18 protein-coding genes are annotated in these 18,050 nt (G+C 61.3%); 12 read left to right on the plus strand and 6 right to left on the minus strand.

Annotated features, from left to right (window positions below; translation table 11 throughout):
• Positions 1–17 precede the first annotated feature (17 nt).
• From livG to V8Z78_RS00740, 5 genes are all read left to right on the plus strand, one after another.
• The gene (gene livG, locus V8Z78_RS00720) at positions 18–785 is read left to right on the plus strand and encodes a high-affinity branched-chain amino acid ABC transporter ATP-binding protein LivG (protein ID WP_003079486.1); all 768 of its coding nucleotides are present in this window, start codon (positions 18–20) and stop codon (positions 783–785) included.
• Positions 785–1,498 (plus strand): ABC transporter ATP-binding protein, encoded by a 714-nt coding sequence (locus V8Z78_RS00725; protein ID WP_034352393.1) that lies wholly within the window; start codon positions 785–787, stop codon positions 1,496–1,498. Before livG ends, V8Z78_RS00725 begins: the two co-directional genes overlap by 1 nt.
• A 92-nt stretch (positions 1,499–1,590) precedes the next feature.
• Positions 1,591–2,355, plus strand: coding sequence for an SDR family NAD(P)-dependent oxidoreductase (locus V8Z78_RS00730; RefSeq protein WP_349730702.1), 765 nt, complete (start codon positions 1,591–1,593; stop codon positions 2,353–2,355).
• A 523-nt stretch (positions 2,356–2,878) separates the two neighbouring features.
• Positions 2,879–3,862, plus strand: a complete 984-nt coding sequence (locus V8Z78_RS00735) for a Bug family tripartite tricarboxylate transporter substrate binding protein (RefSeq protein WP_179626144.1) — start codon at positions 2,879–2,881, stop codon at positions 3,860–3,862.
• A gap of 85 nt (positions 3,863–3,947) precedes the next feature.
• Positions 3,948–4,505 (plus strand): bacteriohemerythrin, encoded by a 558-nt coding sequence (locus V8Z78_RS00740; RefSeq protein WP_003079493.1) that lies wholly within the window; start codon positions 3,948–3,950, stop codon positions 4,503–4,505.
• A 66-nt stretch (positions 4,506–4,571) separates the two neighbouring features.
• On the opposite strand, the gene V8Z78_RS00745 is transcribed toward V8Z78_RS00740, so the two are convergent.
• The 4 genes from V8Z78_RS00745 to pobA all read right to left on the minus strand — a co-directional run bounded on the left by V8Z78_RS00745 (position 4,572) and on the right by pobA (position 7,988).
• Positions 4,572–5,009: a universal stress protein gene (locus V8Z78_RS00745; protein WP_003079494.1), complete on the minus strand. Its 438-nt coding sequence runs from the start codon at positions 5,007–5,009 to the stop codon at positions 4,572–4,574.
• Between the two features lie 155 nt (positions 5,010–5,164).
• A complete protein-coding gene (locus tag V8Z78_RS00750) occupies positions 5,165–5,638 on the minus strand; it encodes a hypothetical protein (protein ID WP_004340638.1) in 474 nt (157 codons plus the stop codon).
• A gap of 195 nt (positions 5,639–5,833) precedes the next feature.
• Complete coding sequence (locus tag V8Z78_RS00755; RefSeq protein WP_003067204.1) at positions 5,834–6,613, minus strand: 2OG-Fe dioxygenase family protein; 780 nt, start codon at positions 6,611–6,613, stop codon at positions 5,834–5,836.
• Positions 6,614–6,812: 199 nt separating this feature from the next.
• Positions 6,813–7,988 (minus strand): 4-hydroxybenzoate 3-monooxygenase, encoded by a 1,176-nt coding sequence (gene pobA, locus V8Z78_RS00760; RefSeq protein ID WP_349730703.1) that lies wholly within the window; start codon positions 7,986–7,988, stop codon positions 6,813–6,815.
• A 180-nt stretch (positions 7,989–8,168) separates the two neighbouring features.
• Here pobA and V8Z78_RS00765 point away from each other — a divergent pair, with 180 nt between their 5' ends.
• The gene (locus tag V8Z78_RS00765) at positions 8,169–8,957 is read left to right on the plus strand and encodes an IclR family transcriptional regulator domain-containing protein (RefSeq protein WP_003067200.1); all 789 of its coding nucleotides are present in this window, start codon (positions 8,169–8,171) and stop codon (positions 8,955–8,957) included.
• A gap of 145 nt (positions 8,958–9,102) precedes the next feature.
• Here the strand turns inward: V8Z78_RS00765 and V8Z78_RS00770 are convergent, their stop codons facing one another.
• Positions 9,103–10,014 (minus strand): LysR family transcriptional regulator, encoded by a 912-nt coding sequence (locus V8Z78_RS00770; RefSeq protein WP_003055493.1) that lies wholly within the window; start codon positions 10,012–10,014, stop codon positions 9,103–9,105.
• A 188-nt stretch (positions 10,015–10,202) separates the two neighbouring features.
• Here V8Z78_RS00770 and V8Z78_RS00775 point away from each other — a divergent pair, with 188 nt between their 5' ends.
• On the plus strand, positions 10,203–11,201 hold the full coding sequence (locus V8Z78_RS00775; RefSeq protein ID WP_003067198.1) for a Bug family tripartite tricarboxylate transporter substrate binding protein: 999 nt from the start codon (positions 10,203–10,205) through the stop codon (positions 11,199–11,201).
• A gap of 117 nt (positions 11,202–11,318) precedes the next feature.
• On the opposite strand, the gene V8Z78_RS00780 is transcribed toward V8Z78_RS00775, so the two are convergent.
• Complete coding sequence (locus V8Z78_RS00780; protein WP_012838225.1) at positions 11,319–12,659, minus strand: MFS transporter; 1,341 nt, start codon at positions 12,657–12,659, stop codon at positions 11,319–11,321.
• 338 nt (positions 12,660–12,997) lie between these two features.
• On the opposite strand from V8Z78_RS00780, the gene cyoA reads away from it, so the two are divergent.
• From cyoA to V8Z78_RS00805, 5 genes are all read left to right on the plus strand, one after another.
• Entirely contained in the window at positions 12,998–14,053 is a 1,056-nt protein-coding gene (gene cyoA, locus V8Z78_RS00785; protein ID WP_046462095.1) for a ubiquinol oxidase subunit II, read from the plus strand.
• A 62-nt stretch (positions 14,054–14,115) separates the two neighbouring features.
• The gene (cyoB, locus tag V8Z78_RS00790; protein WP_179626143.1) at positions 14,116–16,122 is read left to right on the plus strand and encodes a cytochrome o ubiquinol oxidase subunit I; all 2,007 of its coding nucleotides are present in this window, start codon (positions 14,116–14,118) and stop codon (positions 16,120–16,122) included.
• On the plus strand, positions 16,115–16,747 hold the full coding sequence (cyoC, locus tag V8Z78_RS00795) for a cytochrome o ubiquinol oxidase subunit III (RefSeq protein ID WP_003055501.1): 633 nt from the start codon (positions 16,115–16,117) through the stop codon (positions 16,745–16,747). The genes cyoB and cyoC overlap by 8 nt, the downstream gene beginning before the upstream one ends.
• Complete coding sequence (gene cyoD, locus V8Z78_RS00800; RefSeq protein ID WP_003067192.1) at positions 16,748–17,173, plus strand: cytochrome o ubiquinol oxidase subunit IV; 426 nt, start codon at positions 16,748–16,750, stop codon at positions 17,171–17,173. It abuts the gene before it with no gap.
• A gap of 8 nt (positions 17,174–17,181) precedes the next feature.
• Positions 17,182–17,964, plus strand: a complete 783-nt coding sequence (locus V8Z78_RS00805) for an SURF1 family protein (protein WP_280039731.1) — start codon at positions 17,182–17,184, stop codon at positions 17,962–17,964.
• The last annotated feature ends 86 nt before the right edge of the window (positions 17,965–18,050 follow it).

An 18,050-nucleotide genomic window follows, 5' to 3' on the forward strand; every position in this document is an offset into this window, starting at 1 on the left:
ACAGGCAGGGCAAACGCATGAGCGAGTATTTGCTGGAAGTCAAAGACCTGTGCATGCGCTTCGGCGGCCTGCTGGCCGTGGACAACGTGGGCTTTAACGTACGCCCTCAGGAAGTGTTTGCCATCATCGGCCCCAACGGCGCGGGCAAGACCACGGTATTCAACTGCATCAGCGGTTTCTACCAGCCCTCGGGCGGCTCGGTCGTTCTGGACGGCCAGAGCATTGCAGGCCACAGCAGCCACCAGGTCGCCAACCACGGTGTGGTGCGCACATTCCAGAACGTGCGCCTGTTCAAGAGCATGACGGCGCTGGAAAACCTGCTGGTCGCACAGCACCGCCAGTCGCGCGCCACGCTGCTCGGCGGCCTGTTCAACACGCCAGGCTATCGCCGTGCCGAACAGGAAAAGATCGACAACGCGCTCCAATGGCTGGACGTGATGGGCCTGCGCCAGTTCGCCAACCGCGAGGCCGGCAATCTGGCCTACGGTCACCAGCGCCGGCTGGAGATTGCGCGCTGCATGATCACCAAGCCTCGCGTGCTGATGCTGGACGAACCCGCCGCCGGCCTGAACCCGCAGGAGAAGAAAGACCTGCAGCATCTGATCGACGATCTGCGCAAACAGTACGGCGTGGCCGTGCTGCTGATCGAGCACGATATGGGTCTGGTCATGGGAGTGTCCGAGCGCATTCTGGTCATGGAATACGGCAAGCCCATCGCCATGGGCCTGCCCGAGGCGATTCGCAATGATGAACGGGTCATCAAGGCCTATCTGGGAGAGGCCTGATGAGCCAGCATATGTTGCAACTGGAGCAGGTCTCCACCCATTACGGCGCGATCTGCGCGGTCAATCATGTCAGCCTGCATGTCGATCAGGGCGAGATCGTCACCCTCATCGGCAGCAATGGTGCTGGCAAGACATCGCTTCTGATGACGGTCTGCGGCAACCCCCGTGCCAGCGGCGGACGCATTCTGTTCGAGGGCGAGGACATCACCCAGATGTCCACCCATCACATCATGCGCCGCGGCATTGCCATCTCGCCCGAAGGCCGTCGTGTCTTCAAGGACCTGACGGTGACCGAGAACCTGCAGATGGGCGGCTTTTTCCTGAGCAAGGCCGAGATCGCCGACGGCGTCGAGCATGTGTTCAAGCTCTTTCCTCGTTTGAAGGAGCGCGCAGCGCAACGCTCGGGCACCATGTCGGGTGGCGAGCAGCAGATGCTGGCCATAGGCCGCGCACTGATGAGCAAGCCGCGCCTGCTGCTGCTGGACGAACCCACACTGGGCCTGGCGCCGCTCATCATTGCGCAGATCTTCGAGATCATTCAGACCATCCGCGCAGCGGGTGTGACGGTGTTCCTGGTCGAGCAGAATGCCAACCGCGCCCTGCAGATTGCCGACCGAGGCTATGTGCTGGAAACCGGCAAGGTGGTGCTGGAGGACAGCGGTGTCAACCTGCTGAGCAATGACGAGGTGCGCAAGGCCTATCTGGGTCATTGACAGCTCGCTGAGCTCATCTGAGGTCATCGCCAGGCCCCGCCGGACGCAAGTCTTGCGGGGCTTGCTCTTTTCGGTCTTCAATCAACCGTAAGATGCTTCGCATGACAAAGCACTTAACGATTCTGACCGGTGGCTCTCGCGGCATGGGCCTGTCCATGGGACAGCAACTGCTGCAGCAAGGCCATCAGTTGCTGAGCATTGCCCGCAAGACCAGCGCCACCCTAGCCTCCAGCGCCAGCAAGCCTGCACAGCTATTGCAATGGGAGCAGGACCTGGCACAAAGCGCTGCTGCTGCGCAGCGCCTGGCGACCTGGCTAGGCACGATAGATCCGCGTGAATGGGCCAGCATCACCCTGATCAACAATGCGGGCGTCATCCCGCAGATTGCGCCGCTGTCTCAGGTGCCTTCAGCCGACATGATCAATGCCCTGCGCGTGGGTCTTGAGGCTCCCATGGCCCTGACCGGAGCCTTTCTCGGTGCAACCGAGAGCTGGAGGATTCCCCGCAAGGTGCTCAATATCTCCTCGGGCCTGGGCCGCCGCGCGATGGCCTCGCAAGCCAGCTATTGCACGGCCAAGGCCGGCATGGACCAGTTCAGCAGTTGCGTGGCGCTGGAAGAGGCTGCCAAGCCCAACGGCGCACGCATTGTGTCTCTGGCGCCAGGCGTCATCGACACCGATATGCAGGTACAACTGCGCAGCGCAGCTTCAACCGACTTCCCCGACGTGGGCCGTTTTGCAGGCCTGCACAGCAACGGGCAGCTGACCTCGGCCGACGACGCCGCAGCCCGCGTGCTGGCCTGGCTGGAACGACCGGACTTCGGCGACCAAGTAGTCGCCGACGTACGCCAGGCCTGAGATCGCACTCGGAGCGGCCGGACTCCAACACATGGCTGCAGCCGCCTTATCCAAACCAAGGGCCAAAGGCGCCTGCAGCTGTTGTCGCCGTGAACTACCGGGCCAGGCAAAAAATCGGGGAACAGGCCCTGCCTATTCTCGAACCAAGCCCTGGCAAGTCTTTCATGCGTGGCAGAATGTTTCCACTGGTCTGCAGCAGCCTCTGAGGCTGCGCGCAGAACCACAATCCGCACCCGTGGGCCACATCGGCAGCGACACCCGATCGGTACGCTGCCCCCGTGCTAGCAACGGCAGCAACCCTGTCGTGCAGCGCGTGCGGATGGCGATCATGTCCGTACGGCATGGCTCGCGCTCCCCGGTAAAGACAAATACCCATTGATGGCGGAACCACCGTCCCCGATCATCGAAAAGCCCACCTTCCGTGACTCTGGCTGCCGAGCTCAAGGCTCAGGCACCAGCCGCGACTGCGCCGCCCTTGTTTGCGGGCCAGCGCTCCCCCGTTCGTCTCTGGAGCTTCTTTTTCATGATTCGCCAAATTCTCATCAGCACAGCCGTGATCGCAAGCGCGGGCCTGAGCTTTTCAGCCGCTGCACAAGACCCCGCAGCCGACTACCCCAACAAGCCCGTGCGCATGATCGTGCCGTTCCCACCTGGCGGCGGCACCGACATCCTCTCGCGCGTGATTGCCAGCAAGCTCACCGAAGTCAGCAAATGGACCGTGGTGCCCGACAACCGTGCGGGTGCAGGCGGCACCATCGGCATCACCGAAGCGGTCAAGGCGGCGCCCACGGGCTATGACATGGTGATGGGCCAGAAGGACAACGTGGTCCTTGGCCCCTACCTCTACAAGAACCTGCCCTGGAACCCCAGCAAGGATCTGACCCCCGTGGCTCATGTGGCCTACACCCCGATCGTGATCGCCACCGCCGCCAACTCGCCGTACAAGACGCTGGCCGACGTGGTGGCTGCAGCCAAGAAGAACCCGTCCAAGATCACCTACGGCTCGCCCGGCAACGGCACCAGCATCCATCTGGCCGGCGTGATGCTGGAAAAGGCCTCGGACATTCATCTGACCCACGTGCCCTACAAGGGCTCCAACCCCGCGATGATGGATGCACTGGCCGGCAATGTGGATCTGCTGGTGTCCTCCGTACCCTCGGCCATAGCCCAGATCAAGGCCGGCAAGCTGCGCGCCATCGCCGTGACCTCGGCAAAGCGCTCGTCCTCACTGCCAGACACCCCGACACTGGCCGAGTCCGGTCTCAAGGGCTTTGATGTGAGCACCTGGTACGGCCTGTTCATGCCCAAGGGCACACCCGCAGCCATCGTGACCAAGGTCAATGTCGAAGTGAACAAGCTGCTGGCCATGCCCGAGGTGCGCGAGGCCATTCTGACCCAGGGCGCCGAGCCTCAGTCCATGAGCGTGACCAACTTCGATAAGATGTTCCAGGCCGACTTCAAGCAGTCCAAGCAGGTCGTCGAATCCTCGGGCGCCAAGATCGAGTGACATCCCGACGCGGCGCGCAGGATTCGCGCCGCCCTGCCTGGCGTGGGCAGGCCTGATCTGAATCAATGCAGCCTATGACAGGCTCGTGAATACTTCTGCGGAAACCCCTGAATTTCTGGAGAACATCATGGCATTGCTGGTCTGGGTCCCCGAGCTGGACACCGGTATTGCGGAGATCGACCGGCAGCACCGCCGCATCGTCGATTACATCAACAGACTCTACGAATTGCGCAGCTCGCCAGATCGCGAAGGTCTGGGCGATGTCATCGGCGAGATGATCGACTACACCGTCTCGCACTTCGTCTTCGAGGAAAGCCTGATCGAGAGCGCCGGCTATATGTTCGCCGGCCCGCACAAAAAAGTGCACGAGCTGTTCACGCGCCGCGTGATCGAGATGCAGACCCGCTTCGATGCGGGTGAGGATGTGGCCGCCGAACTACACGGCATGCTTTCGCGCTGGCTGTTCAACCACATCCGCAACGAAGACCATGGCTATGTGGACTCGGCCAAGGTCTATCTGCGCATGATGTCCAAAGAGAGCGGACAAGCTGCACAGAAGGAACAGCTCAAGGCCGAGGTGCTTCAGGAGCTGGAATTGCAGCGCAAGAAAAAAGGCTGGCTGGCCCGGCTGCTCAATCGCTGAGCACTCTGGCTCATCAGAAAAACGGCTCCCTGAGGAGCCGTTGCTTCGTGGGCAGCCGCCTTACGCTCACTCGCGCACCACAAGAACCGGGATTTTGACTGCGCCCAGCACACGTTGCGTGACGCTGCCCAGCATCAGCTTCTCAAGGCCGCGTCGCCCCTGCGAGCCCATGACGACAAGGTCTGCGCCCACGCTCTCCATGGTGCGAACGATGCCTTCATGCACTGCATGACCCTCACCCACCAGGGTCTTCACGGGCACACCCGCCTCATCCATGATGGCCTTGACCGCATCCAGGGCGGTGTTGGCTTCGGCGGTGGCCGCGCTCAGATACTGGGACTGGCCATAGGCAAAGTCGGCGCCCACGCCGGTGAAAGGATAGGGATCGACCACATACACCGCCGTCACGGCGCTGCCGAAAACCTTGGAGAGTTCAGCGGCCTTGCGTGCGGCCAGCATGGAGGGCTTGGAGCCGTCGACCGGAACCAGGATGTGATTGAACATGGACATATGTTTCTCCTTCTAGGTTGCAGGCGACACGGAACCCGGACCAGGGACCCAGGGCAAATGCCGCTCTTGGAATAGCATGCAGTCTGCCTTCATCATGCCTCAGCGTGTTGACATGAATCAACCCTAAAGTTCACTCCAAGCCATCTGCCTCAGATGCAGACATGGGCCGCCTGGTACTCGTAGCACTTGTCCAGCAGAGTGTCGGACTTGTCGGTGATAGTGATGCGCGTGCCGTCGGGACGCAGCAGGGAGACGTTCTTGAAAGCCGGCTCATGAGGCTTGCTCGGTGCATCGCGGCGCACGGTCCATTCCTCCTGGACGATGCCGCCCGGCAGGTCCAGCATCACGACGATCTGCTCGGTATCGTCCGACAGCCTGATGCACTTGGCATCATTGAGCTCGACCACGGCACCGGCCGGCGCGGCCAGACCATAAGGGCATTCCTCCACCCCGTGAACCGGCACCGAGGCATCGCCGAGGGTAATCTCAAGGCCATTGCGAAAGTAGATCGTGGGCTCCTTGGTGTAGGCCGCCTGTGCCGGACGGTCTTGCGAAGGCTTGCAGGCCGCTACTGTGACAAGAGCGGTCAGCACTGAAATACTAAGGGCGTAAAAGCGATTCATATAAAAAACCACGCCCTGCAGGGCGTGGTGTCGGCCAGCTGTTCTGGCTTGTTGGATGCAGGAAAGACTTGAAGGGGCGAAAGCTTCGCCGCAACAAGCCTGCATCATGCAGTGTCGAGGGCGTCACTTTGATGCATTGAGCACGTTACAGTTTTGCTCAAATTTTCAGAACAAAGCCGTCCGGCCCAATCAAGCTCAAGCGGCCTGGCCCTGCTGCCCCTGGAGCTCGGCCCCCTGGAAGTTGCCGCGGCGATAGGTCAGCACCAGCGTGTCGCGCACACCACCGGGCTCAGCAGGTTGGATCGGCGTGGTCTCATGAATCATGCGCGCATCGTCGAGCAGCATCACCGACCAGGGCTCGGTCAACGTGAAGCGCTGGCCATTGGGGCCGGTCGCTTCGAACACGCGGGTCTCGCCCCCTTTGACGCCCTTGCGTCCCACCAGCAGCACGGCGACCAGATCGACGCCGTCGCGGTGAGCGCCTTCGGGCGTGGGACGGCCGATGCCGTCCGTGGTGTCGATGCGGAACTGGTGCGCCTCGACAAACCAGCGCTCATGCAGCTCGTCGGTGCAGAACACCTGATCGGCCAGCTGCCCCAGGGCATTGATCATCTCCAGCCATGCCGCGCTCGTCGTCGTGCTCTCCAGCATGGGCTCGAACATGCGCTGCATGCCGCCATGCAGAGCGTTGTATTCCACAGGCTGCCAGTGGGCGCGATGAGGCACCTGCTGCACCTGATCGCCTTCGCTGACAAAGCAGGAATGGCGGCGGCGGCGATAGCGGCCTCCATCCTTGAGGAAGGCATCGGGCGGCAGACCCTGCCAGTCCGCATCCATGGCGTGCAGATCGGCCACACTCAGGCCCATCCACTGGGCGAAGTCCTCGGGCTGCAGCACGGCATAGCCGCGCGTGCGCAAGGACTGGGCTGCCTCGGCAGCGGCAATATAGGGAGGGGAAAACATGATGTGCGCCATAAGGTCGGCAAGCTTACTCCTCGCAGGCCCCGCTGGCTTGTGGCTCGGCATCGAAATTTACGCAAGGCAGCATCAACCAAATTGCATGGATGAAAAAAAATGCCTGCATCGCACACAGCAATGCAGGCAGAACGCGAGGTGCCGTGATCGGGCACCGGGCCTTCATCACCATGGTGGCGAAGGCAAGGCGGTCGGGGGCTTAAACCAGAGGCAGACCCACATAGTTCTCGGCCAGCGAGGTCGAGCCGGCTTCGGAGTGGACGATGTAGTCCAGCTCGGCTTCCTGTACCTTGGTGTTGAACTCGCCCTCGCCGGGGAAGTTGTGCAGCATGGAAGTCATCCACCAGGAGAAGCGCTCGGCCTTCCAGACACGGCGCAGGCACTGCTCGGAGTAACGGTCGATGCCAGCCTCGGACTGCTCCTTGTAGTACTCGACAAAGGCTTGCGACAGATAACCCACGTCGGAAGCTGCCAGGTTCAGGCCCTTGGCGCCGGTGGGGGGCACGATGTGCGCGGCATCGCCGGCCAGGAACATGCGGCCGAAGCGCATGGGCTCGGTCACAAAGCTGCGCAGCGGCGCAATGCTTTTTTCCAGCGATGGGCCGGTCACCAGATTGGCGCGGGCTTCGGGGTCCAGGCGCTTCTTGAGCTCCTCCCAGAACGCCTCGTCGCTCCAGTCCTCGACCTTGTCGGTCAGCGGCACCTGCAGATAGTAGCGGCTGCGCGTGGCGCTGCGCTGGCTGCACAGGGCAAAGCCGCGCTCGGTGTTGGCATAGATCAGCTCGTGCGACACGGGCGGCGTATCCGAGAGCAGGCCCAGCCAGCCGAAGGGGTAGACCTTCTCGAAGGTCTTGATCTTGTCCTGAGGAGCGCTGGCGCGGCAGATGCCGTGAAAGCCGTCGCAGCCGGCGATGAAGTCACACTCTATCTCGTGCACCTGGCCGTCTTTTTCGTAACGCACCTTGGGCTTGTCGCCCTCGAAGTCCACGGGCTGCACATTGCTGGCCTCGTAGACCGTGGTCAGGCCTTCCTGAGCCCGCACTTCCATCAGATCGCGGGTGACTTCGGTCTGGCCGTAGACCATCACGCGCTTGCCGCCGGTCAGGTCATGCAGATTGATGCGATGGCGCTTGCCCTTGAACAGCAGCTCGATGCCGTCATGAGGCAGACCTTCCTCATTCATGCGCTTGTCGGCACCCGCCTGCTTGAGCAGATCCACCGTCACCTGCTCCAGCACGCCGGCGCGGATGCGGCCCAGCACATAGTCGGCGCTGCGCTGCTCGATGATGATGTTGTCGATTCCTGCCTTGTAGAGCAGTTGCCCCAGCAGCAGACCCGAGGGACCGGCACCGATGATGGCGACTTGTGTACGCATGAATATGACTCCTTGTTATGGCTCAAAAACCTCTCAACCGGCGAGCGTGACGACGCCGGTTGCGCTGTGCAGCAAGACTAAGTTTTGTGCTGCGTCAAGACAAAGGAGAGAATCGTTGTTTGCGCGATAATCGCACAATGAGAACGATGATCGCGCAAAACAAGAACTGCGGAAGCCTCCATGAATGACCATGGCTCCCCCTCCATCGCCCCGGCAGACTTCATTGCCGGCCTAGCCAAGGGCCTGGCCGTACTGGAAAGCTTCGACACCGAGCGCCAGCGCCTGAATGCCACCATGGCCGCCGAGCGCGCCGGCATCACGCGCGCTGCCGCCAGGCGCCATCTGCTCACCCTGGCCTATCTCGGCTATCTGGAAACCGATGGCAGCTATTTCTGGCTGGCTCCCAAGGTGCTGCGCCTGTCGGGCAGCTATCTGGCCTCGGCCCGGCTGCCGCGCATCGTGCAACCCGTGCTGCACAGGCTGGCCGCGCAGACCGGACTGTCCTACTCCTGCGTGGTGCGCGAGGGCCGCGAAGTCGTCATCGTCGCGCGCAGCGCCGTTCATGAGAAGGGCGAGCGCCTGATGGCCCACGGACTGCATCTGGGCACGCGCCTGCCGGCGCATGCCACGTCCACCGGCCGGGTGCTGCTGGCCTCGCTCTCGAGCTCGGAGCTCGACGACTGGCTGGCCAGCTATGACCTGCCCAAGCTGACGGCACACACGGTGTCCGATGGTGCGGCGCTGAAGGCCTTGCTCGACGAGGTGCGCCGTCTCGACTACTGCATGGCGCTTGAGGAGCATGAACTGGCCATTCAGGCCGTGGCCGTGCCGTTGCGCAATATGCGCGGGCGCACCGTGGCAGCGCTGAATGTGGTGACATCGGCCAAACGCATGAGCCCGCAAACCATGCAGCAGGAAATACTGCCGCTGCTGCAGGAAGCCGCCAGAACCTTGCGCCCTCAGCTTTGACGCTATCAATATCAAAGCTTATTGCGCTTACCATTCATTGATTTCATGTACAAACAAGTTTGAAATCCTTATTCAACAAGCGCAACCAGCTCCCCTAAAAGGAGCATGAACCAGCAGCGGCAGTGCCCCGGAGCAGGCCAGTCGTTCAGATATGCCCGCTTTCCACCGAGCACACCTGCATGCTGAGGCGGCGCAGCAGCTCGGCCGTGCGGCGCATCAGCGGCGTGGACTTCTTTTTGGCAGGCTGCACCAGGCACAAGGTGCTGACGATATGCGGCGACTTGATGGGCACCTCCACCAGCGATGCATCCGTGGCATGACTGTGCATGGCGCTATCGGTCAGCGCCGCATAGCCATAGCCGCCGCGCACCAGATCCAGAATGGCGGGCACGCTGGAAACCTCCCAGACCACATTGAGCTTGACCTGGGACAGCGTGGCCTGGGCCTCCATCAGCTTGCGGAAAATCTGCCCGTGCTGGGGCATGATCAACGGAAACTCGGCCAGATGCTCGAACGGAATGCTGGTGCGCCCTGCCAGCGTGCTGGCCGGGCCGATCAGGCACAGGCGCTCTTCGAGCACGGGCGAGACCTCGATCTGCGGGTGCGGCTCCGGCGTGTAAACCAGGCCCAGATCCATGCGCCCCGAAGTCAGCCACTCCGAGATATTCATCGAAAAACCTTCGACCACCGCCAGCCTGGCCTTGGGCATTTCGCGGCTGAAGCCGTCGATCAGGGGCAAGGTCAGGCGCCGCGCCAGGCTCGGCGGCAAGCCGACCGTGATACGCCCCACGGGCTCGTCGCGCTGACTGCCCAGGTCTTCCTTGGCCATGGCCACGCGCTGCATGATGGCATGGCCATGCTCGAGCAGGCGGCGCCCCGCATCGGTCAGCGTCACGCCGCGCCCGGTGCGGATCAGCAAGGTCTCGCGCAACTCGGTTTCAAGGGCCCGCACCTGACGACTGAGCGCTGGCTGGGCGGTGTCCAGCAGTACCGCAGCCTTGCTGAAGCTCCCCACTTCGGCCACCCGAACAAAGGTCTCTATCTGCTGCAGATTCATGCTCACACCTTTCAAAACAAGCTATGCTATTTTGCTATAGCTGCTAGCCTCAGCTAGACCTAGGTGTTTATGCCCCAAGTGACACAATGTAATCAACTGGGCCTGAATATCTAAAAATAACAGCCGACGATATCAACAATGCGTGGTCCACACGCAATTCATCATCGACATCCTTCCAGGGAGACAAAATGACCCATCAGCTCAATATGAGCCGTCGCCAAGCTGCATTCGCACTCGGCGCCATTGCCGCAGCCGTGGCAGCCCCCTCTTTCGCCCAGAGCGACAAGTGGCCCACCAAGTCCTCACGCATCATCAACCCCTTCCCCGTAGGCGGTGGCCCCGATGGCCTGTCACGCCTGGTGGCCGACAAGCTGGGCCGCGCCTGGGGTCAGCCCGTGGTGGTGGAAAATCGTCCCGGCGGCAACGGCTTCATCGCCATCAATGAATTCAAGCGCGGTGCCACCGACGGCACGGACATGATCCAGCTGGACAACGTCCATATCGCCGCCTACCCCCACCTGTTCAAGAAGCTGCCCTATGACTTGAACAAGGACTTCGAAATCCTGATGCCCTTGTTCCGCAACTTCTTCTTTGTCTGCGTGCCCGTCAACAGCCCTTACAAGACCATCGGCGACCTGATTGCCGACGCCAAGGCGCACCCCGGCAAGCTGAACTACGGCTCCTGGTCCGTGGGCAACCCTGTTCACCTGGGCTCGGCCCTGCTGGAAAACCAGACCGGCACCAAGATGGAGCATGTGATCTACAAGGAAACCAGCCAGCTGTACCAGGGCGTTGCCAATGGCGAGCTGACTTTTGCCCTGGGCTCCCTGGGCACGGCAGGCCCGCTGGTGCGTGGCGGCAAGCTGCGCTTCCTGGCCGTGGCAGCTCCCAGCCGTATTGCCGGCTTCGAGAACGTGCCCACGGTGTCCGAATCGGGCGGCCCCAAGGACTTCACTGCCATCGGCTGGAACGCCCTGGCCGTGCGCCCCGGTACACCCCCCGCCGTGATCGAAAAGATCCGCACCGATGTGCGCCAGGCCTTGACAGGCCAGGACGTCAAGGACAAGTTCGCAGCCTTCGGCTACGAATCCTTCAATCCCACCCCTGCCGAGTTCAAGGCCTTCATGGCCTCCGAGAGCAAGCGTTTCGGTGATGTCATCAAGAAGGCCGGTCTGGCTCTGGACTGATCCGTCTTCCAATCGATAAAAAGCCGCCTCTTGCAGGCGGCTTTTTCATGTCCTCTGGTATCAAGAAAAACGCCCGATGCAAGCACCGGGCGTTTTTCAGGGAAGTTCACTGACTTCTTATTGGTCGCGCGCCTCGATGGCACGGTTGATGCCCAGGGCCGCCAGCGTGCACAAGGCGCCCGACAGCAGATAGATACCCAGAGCCACCAGTCCGAACTTTGCCGAGACACCCAAGGCCACCAGGGGCGCAAACGCCGCACCGATCAACCATGCCATATCGGTGGACAAGGCCGCACCGGTGTAGCGGAAGTGAGGCGAGAAGTTGGAGGTCACGGTACCCGATGCCTGCCCGTAGGACAATCCCAGAAGGATGAAGCCCACAATGATGAAGACATTGTTTCCCACCGTACCGCTGCCCAGCAGCCAGGGCGCCAGGAAACTGAAGATGCCGATCAGACAAGCCATGGTGCCCAGCGTATTACGGCGGCCCACACGGTCGGCCAGCCAGCCAGAGAGCATGATGGCCATCCCCGCCAGAAGTGCGCCGATGATCTGCACCACCAATACATCGGTCACCGACTGATTCGAGTACATCGAGATCCAGGACAGCGGGAACACGGTGACCAGATGGAACAGTGCAAAGCTGGCCAGCGCCGCGAATGCGCCGATCATCACATTGCGGCCTTCGCTGGCCATCAAACGTGTGACGCTGACAGGCTCCAGTTCGCGCTCCTGCAGCGCCTGTGTATAGGACTGGCCCACAACCAGGCGCAGACGAGCAAACAAGGCCACCACGTTAATCGCAAAGGCAACGCAGAACGGGAAGCGCCAGCCCCAGCTGAGAAAATCGTCGGCACTCAGGCTCGAATACAGATAAGCGAACAGCGCTGCGGCAATGATGAAGCCCAGCGGAGCCCCCAACTGCCCGATCATCGAATACCAGCCGCGCTTGTCCTTGGGTGCCGACATGGCCAGCAGCGAAGGCAGACCGTCCCAGGTACCGCCAAGAGCCAGGCCCTGCCCGACGCGCAGGATCACCAGCGCCCAGACCGCTTTCATGCCAGCGACTTCATAGCTGGGCAGGAAGGTCATGCCCACGGTGCAGACGCCCAGCAGCAACAAGGCCAGAGTGAGCTTGGTGGCTCGCCCCCAGCGGCGCTGCACGGCCATGGATAGCGCCGTGCCGACAGGACGGGCCACAAAGGCCAGCGAGAAAATGGTAAATGCCGCCAGCGTGCCATCGAGCTTGGACAGATCGGGAAACAGCAGTGACGGAAACACCAACACGCAGGCAATGCCGAACACGAAGAAGTCGAAGTACTCGGATGAGCGCCCGATGATCACCCCCACGGCAATCTCGCCGGGGGTCACATCCTCGTCGGTATCCGCGTAGGCCAGGGTTTCCGAGTTCTCATAGTCTTGCTGAGTAAGACCAACGGACGGGTTCATGCTTGTCATAAAGGTACAACTCCTTGTCTTACTTTTCAGTCCCGGGGACGCTTTCCGTTCTACGCCCAAGCATGTGCAGCTGCAATAGAGTTTTTGCCCTGAGCACTGTCAGACCAGCCCTGTGCAGGCCCCGTTTTTGAGGGCTGATTTGACAATTTCAAGCCCTGTCAGCTCAAAGTTTGTCCACACGCCAAAGCCGCTAAACCCTTGTCGCATAGCGCATTTCCAATCCCGAGCTGTTGACCTTGGACAAAATGTCCAATGGACAAGCCCCTGTTTGGTATTACATTTGCCGAGATCCAGTAATCCGCGTTTACACCTAAGCGCGACTTTGTCACGCCCAAAGCATGTTAAAAATCAAGGAAATCCGTGGGCCCGCGTGGCTCTCAGCGGCCGCTTTGACCGCAACCCTCGCCGGTTGCAGCAAGGCCGTCGTCCTCAACCCAGCTGGCGATGTCGCCAAGCAGCAAGGCGATCTGGTCATTACGGCCACTTTGCTGATGTTGCTCATCATCGTCCCCGTCATCTTTTTGACGCTGCTGTTTGCCTGGAAATACCGCCAGTCCAACACCGAAGCCAAGTACGACCCCGAATGGCACCACTCCACCGCGCTGGAGCTGGTGATCTGGACGGTTCCCCTGCTCATCATCATCGCTTTGGGCGCCATTACCTGGATCAGCACCCACAAGCTCGACCCCTATCGTCCCTTGGACCGCATCTCCGCCACCAAGGCTCTGGACCCCAACGTCAAGCCTCTGGAGATCCAGGTCGTGTCGCTGGACTGGAAATGGCTGTTCTTCTACCCCGAGCAAGGCATTGCCACCGTCAACGAAGTGGCTGCCCCGGTGGATCGCCCCATTCACTTCAAGTTGACCTCCACCCACACCATGAACGCGTTCTACGTTCCTGATCTGGCCGGCATGATCTACACCATGCCCGGCATGCAGACCGAGCTGAACGCAGTGATCAACAAGCCCGGTGTCTATGGCGGCAAGTCCTCTCATTACAGCGGCGCTGGTTTTGCGGGCATGACCTTCAAGTTCCACGGTCTGGAAAACGAGCAGTTCGATCAGTGGATTGCCAAGGCCAAGACCGAAGGCAAGGTTCTGACACGCGATGCCTATATCGATCTGGCCAAGCCCAGCGAGCGCAACCCCGTTGAACGCTTCGCCAGCGTGGACGAAGGCCTGTACCACAAGGTCCTCAACCGCTGCGTGGAAGACGGCAAGATGTGCATGAACGAGATGATGGCCATCGACGCCGCCGGCGGCAGGCCACCTGCACACCACAGCAAGACCTCCAGCGTGACCCTGCCCCTGGATGTCTGCACTTCCAAAGACGCTGACCGCGTTGTCGCTCTGCTCGACGAAGTCGCCGCCTCCGGAGCTGTCGCACAGCAATAAGTAGTTCACGGTGCGGATGCGCTCACCGCTCAGCCGCTCCAATACGACAGAAGAGACTCAACATGTCTGAAACAACAACCCCGGCCTCCCACTGGCTGTTGGGCCGTATCACATGGGACCAGATTCCCATGACGCATGAGCCCATCGTGCTCTTGACCTTTATTGCCGTGGTGCTTGGCGGCCTCGTCGTGGTCGGCGGCATCACCAAGTTCCGCCTCTGGGCTCCGCTGTGGAACGACTGGATCACCTCCATCGACCACAAGAAGATCGGCATCATGTACATGATCCTCGGTCTGGTCATGTTCCTGCGCGGCTTTGCCGATGCCGTGATGATGCGTCTGCAGCAGTCCATGGCCTTTGGCGACAACATGGGCTACCTGCCTCCTCACCACTACGACCAGATCTTCACGGCCCACGGCGTGATCATGATCTTCTTCGTGGCGATGCCCTTCGTGACCGGCCTGATGAACTACCTGGTTCCTCTGCAGATCGGCGCACGTGACGTGTCCTTCCCGTTCCTGAACAACTTCAGCTTCTGGATGACCACCGGCGGCGCCGTGCTGGTCATGATCTCCCTGTTCCTGGGCGAGTTCTCCACCTCCGGCTGGCTGGCCCTGTCCAATCTGGGGCACCAGAGCGGCAGCACGGGTCTTGACTACTACATCTGGGGCCTGCAGGTCGCCGGTGTGGGCACGACCTTGTCAGGTATCAACCTGATCGTGACCATCATCAAGATGCGCGCTCCCGGCATGAACCTGATGAAGATGCCCGTCTTCACCTGGACTGCCCTGTGCACCAACGCCCTGATCGTGGCCTCCTTCCCCGTGCTGACCGCAGCCCTGGTGCTGATGTCGCTGGACCGCTACGTCGGCACCAACTTCTTCACGAACGAGCTGGGCGGCAACCCCATGCTGTACGTGAACCTGATCTGGATCTGGGGCCACCCCGAGGTCTACATCCTGATCCTGCCCTGCTTCGGCGTGTTCTCCGAAATCGTGGCAACGTTCAGCCGCAAGCGCCTGTTCGGCTACACCTCGATGGTCTACGCCACCGTGTGTATCACCATCCTGTCCTACCTGGTGTGGCTGCACCACTTCTTCACCATGGGCTCGGGTGCCAGCGTGAATACCTTCTTCGGTATCACCACGATGATCATCTCCATCCCCACGGGCGCGAAGATCTTCAACTGGCTGTTCACCATGTACCGCGGTCGCATCCGCTTCTCGGTACCCATGCTGTGGACGGTGGGCTTCATGGTCACCTTCGCCATCGGCGGCATGACCGGCGTGCTGCTGGCCGTGCCTCCCGCAGACTTCGTGCTGCACAACTCGCTGTTCCTGATCGCCCACTTCCACAACGTGATCATCGGCGGCGTGGTGTTTGCCGTGTTTGCCGGCATCAACTACTGGTTCCCCAAGGCTTTCGGCTTCCGACTCAACGAGTTCTGGGGCAAGGCTTCGTTCTGGTTCTGGCTGGTCGGCTTCTGGGTTGCCTTCACTCCCCTGTACATCCTGGGTCTGATGGGCGTGACTCGCCGTGCCAACCACTTTGACGATCCCTCGCTGCAGATCTGGTTCATCATCGCTGCCTGCGGTGCTGCCCTGATCGCTGCCGGTATCGGCTGCTTCTTCATCCAGCTGGCCGTGTCCATCTGGAAGCGCGACGAACTGCGTGACGTGACCGGCGACCCATGGGAAGGCCGTACCCTGGAATGGGCCACTTCCTCGCCCCCTCCCCAGTACAACTTCGCCTTCACCCCCGTGGTGCACGACATCGACGCCTGGACCGACATGAAGAAGCATGGCTATCAGCGTCCGCTGAACGGCTTCGAGCCCATCCACATGCCCGCCAATACCGGCGCCGGCGTGGTGATTGCCGGCCTGTCCACGGTTCTGGGCTTTGCTCTGATCTGGCATATGTGGCCTCTGGTGATCGCTTCGTTCGCCGCGACCATCCTGGCTTCGATCATTCATACCTTCAACTACAAGCGTGACTACTACATCCCTGCGGCCGAAGTGGCCACATCGGAAGAAGCACGTACCAAGCAGCTTGCAGCAGCCCATGTCTAATACACATATCAACGCCGGCGGCGCAGCCGCCCTGGCTACTCGCGAGTACCACCTCGCGCACGAGCCTCATCCGGAAAACGGCACCTCGCTGGGCTTCTGGCTCTACCTGATGAGCGACTGCCTGATCTTTGCCGCACTGTTCGCCACCTATGGCGTGCTGGGCCGCAGCTATGCAGGCGGCCCCTCGGGCAAGGATCTGTTCGATCTGTCGCTGGTGGCCGTCAACACGGCTTTCCTGCTGATGTCGTCCATCACCTTCGGCTTTGCCATGCTTCAAAAGCAGAAGAAGAACGTGAACGGCACTCTGCTGTGGCTGGCCGTCACCGGCCTGCTGGGCGCAGCCTTCCTGGCCGTGGAACTCTATGAGTTCCACCACCTGATCCATCAAGGTGCGACGCCTCAGAGCAGCGCCTTCCTGTCGTCCTTCTTCACGCTGGTGGGCACCCACGGTATCCACGTGACCTTCGGTCTGGTCTGGCTGATCACCCTGATGATCCAGATCAAGAAGCACGGCCTGATCAACGAGAACGTGCGCCGTATCAACTGCCTGTCCATGTTCTGGCACTTCTTGGACGTGGTCTGGATCGGTGTGTTCACCTTTGTGTATCTGATGGGGGTGCTGTAAATGAGCGCACACGATATCCACGCCGGTCATGACGATCACCACGATCACGACGACCTGCACGTCACCATGGGCGACTATGTGAAGGGCTTCATCCTGGCCGTCATCCTGACCGCCATCCCCTTCTACCTGGTCATGAACAACATCATCACCGACCGCACCACGGCCGTGGCCGTGCTGGGCCTGTTCGCGGTGATCCAGGTGATCGTGCACATGGTGTACTTCCTGCACATGAACGGCAAGATCCAGGGCGGCTGGACCATGCTGTCCACCATCTTCACGGTGATCTTCCTGGCGATTGCGATCTCCGGCACGCTTTGGGTCATGTTCCACATGAACACCAACATGATGCCCGGTCATGAAATGCACCAGGCTGCAGGCCATGCAGATCACGCAGGTCACACGGCTCCCGCAGCTGTCACACCTTGACTGACCTCATGAAGAACCAGAGCGCTGCGCGGCAGCGCTCTCCCTTCGCCAAGGCGATGCTCGCGTTTGTGGGCATCGCCTTGTTTTTAGGCTTCATGGCTCTGGGCACCTGGCAGGTGCAGCGCCGCGCCTGGAAGCTCGATCTCATCGAGCGCGTGGAGCAGCGCGTGCACAGCGCCCCCGTGGCGGTTCCCGAGCCCGGCCAGTGGCCGCAGATCAATGCCGCCAGCCACGAGTACCTGCCTGTCAAGGCTCAGGGCCAATGGCTGGACAAGCAAAGCGTGCTGGCCAAGGCCTTGACCGAGGCCGGCGCGGGCTTCTGGCTCATGACGCCGCTGCAGCTGGGCGATGGCACACAGGTTCTGGTCAACCGCGGCTTCACGCCCGAGAAGCTGCGCGGCCAATGGCTCAAGCAGATTGCCGAAGCCGGCCCGTCCGCCGAGACCGTCACCGTCATCGGCCTGATGCGCATGAGCGAGCCCGGCGGCGGCTTTCTGCGCAAGAACGACCCGGCCAACGGCCAGTGGTACTCACGCGATGTCGCCGCCATTGCCCAGGCCCAGGGCCTGAGCAGGCCCGCCCCCTACTTCATAGACCAGGGTGTGCCCGCCAGCAACCCGGCCTATGCCCGGGCAGAGGCCGGCACCGAAGTCCTGCGCCCCGGTATGACGGTCATCCGCTTCCCGAACAGCCATCTGGTCTATGCGCTTACCTGGTATGGGCTGGCCATCATGGTGATCGGAGCGGCCTGGCTGGTACGCCGGCACGACAAGGCGGTTGCCAAAAGCTGATGCCTCCCCCTGAAAAGCGCTCCCCGGAGCGCTTTTTTCGGCCCATTCAAACTGTTCCTACATCAGGAACGCATAGCCCCAGAGGC

The organism is Comamonas sp. wu1-DMT (genome assembly GCF_040187805.1).
In the GTDB taxonomy this organism is placed as follows: Bacteria; Pseudomonadota; Gammaproteobacteria; order Burkholderiales; family Burkholderiaceae_C; genus Comamonas; species Comamonas thiooxydans.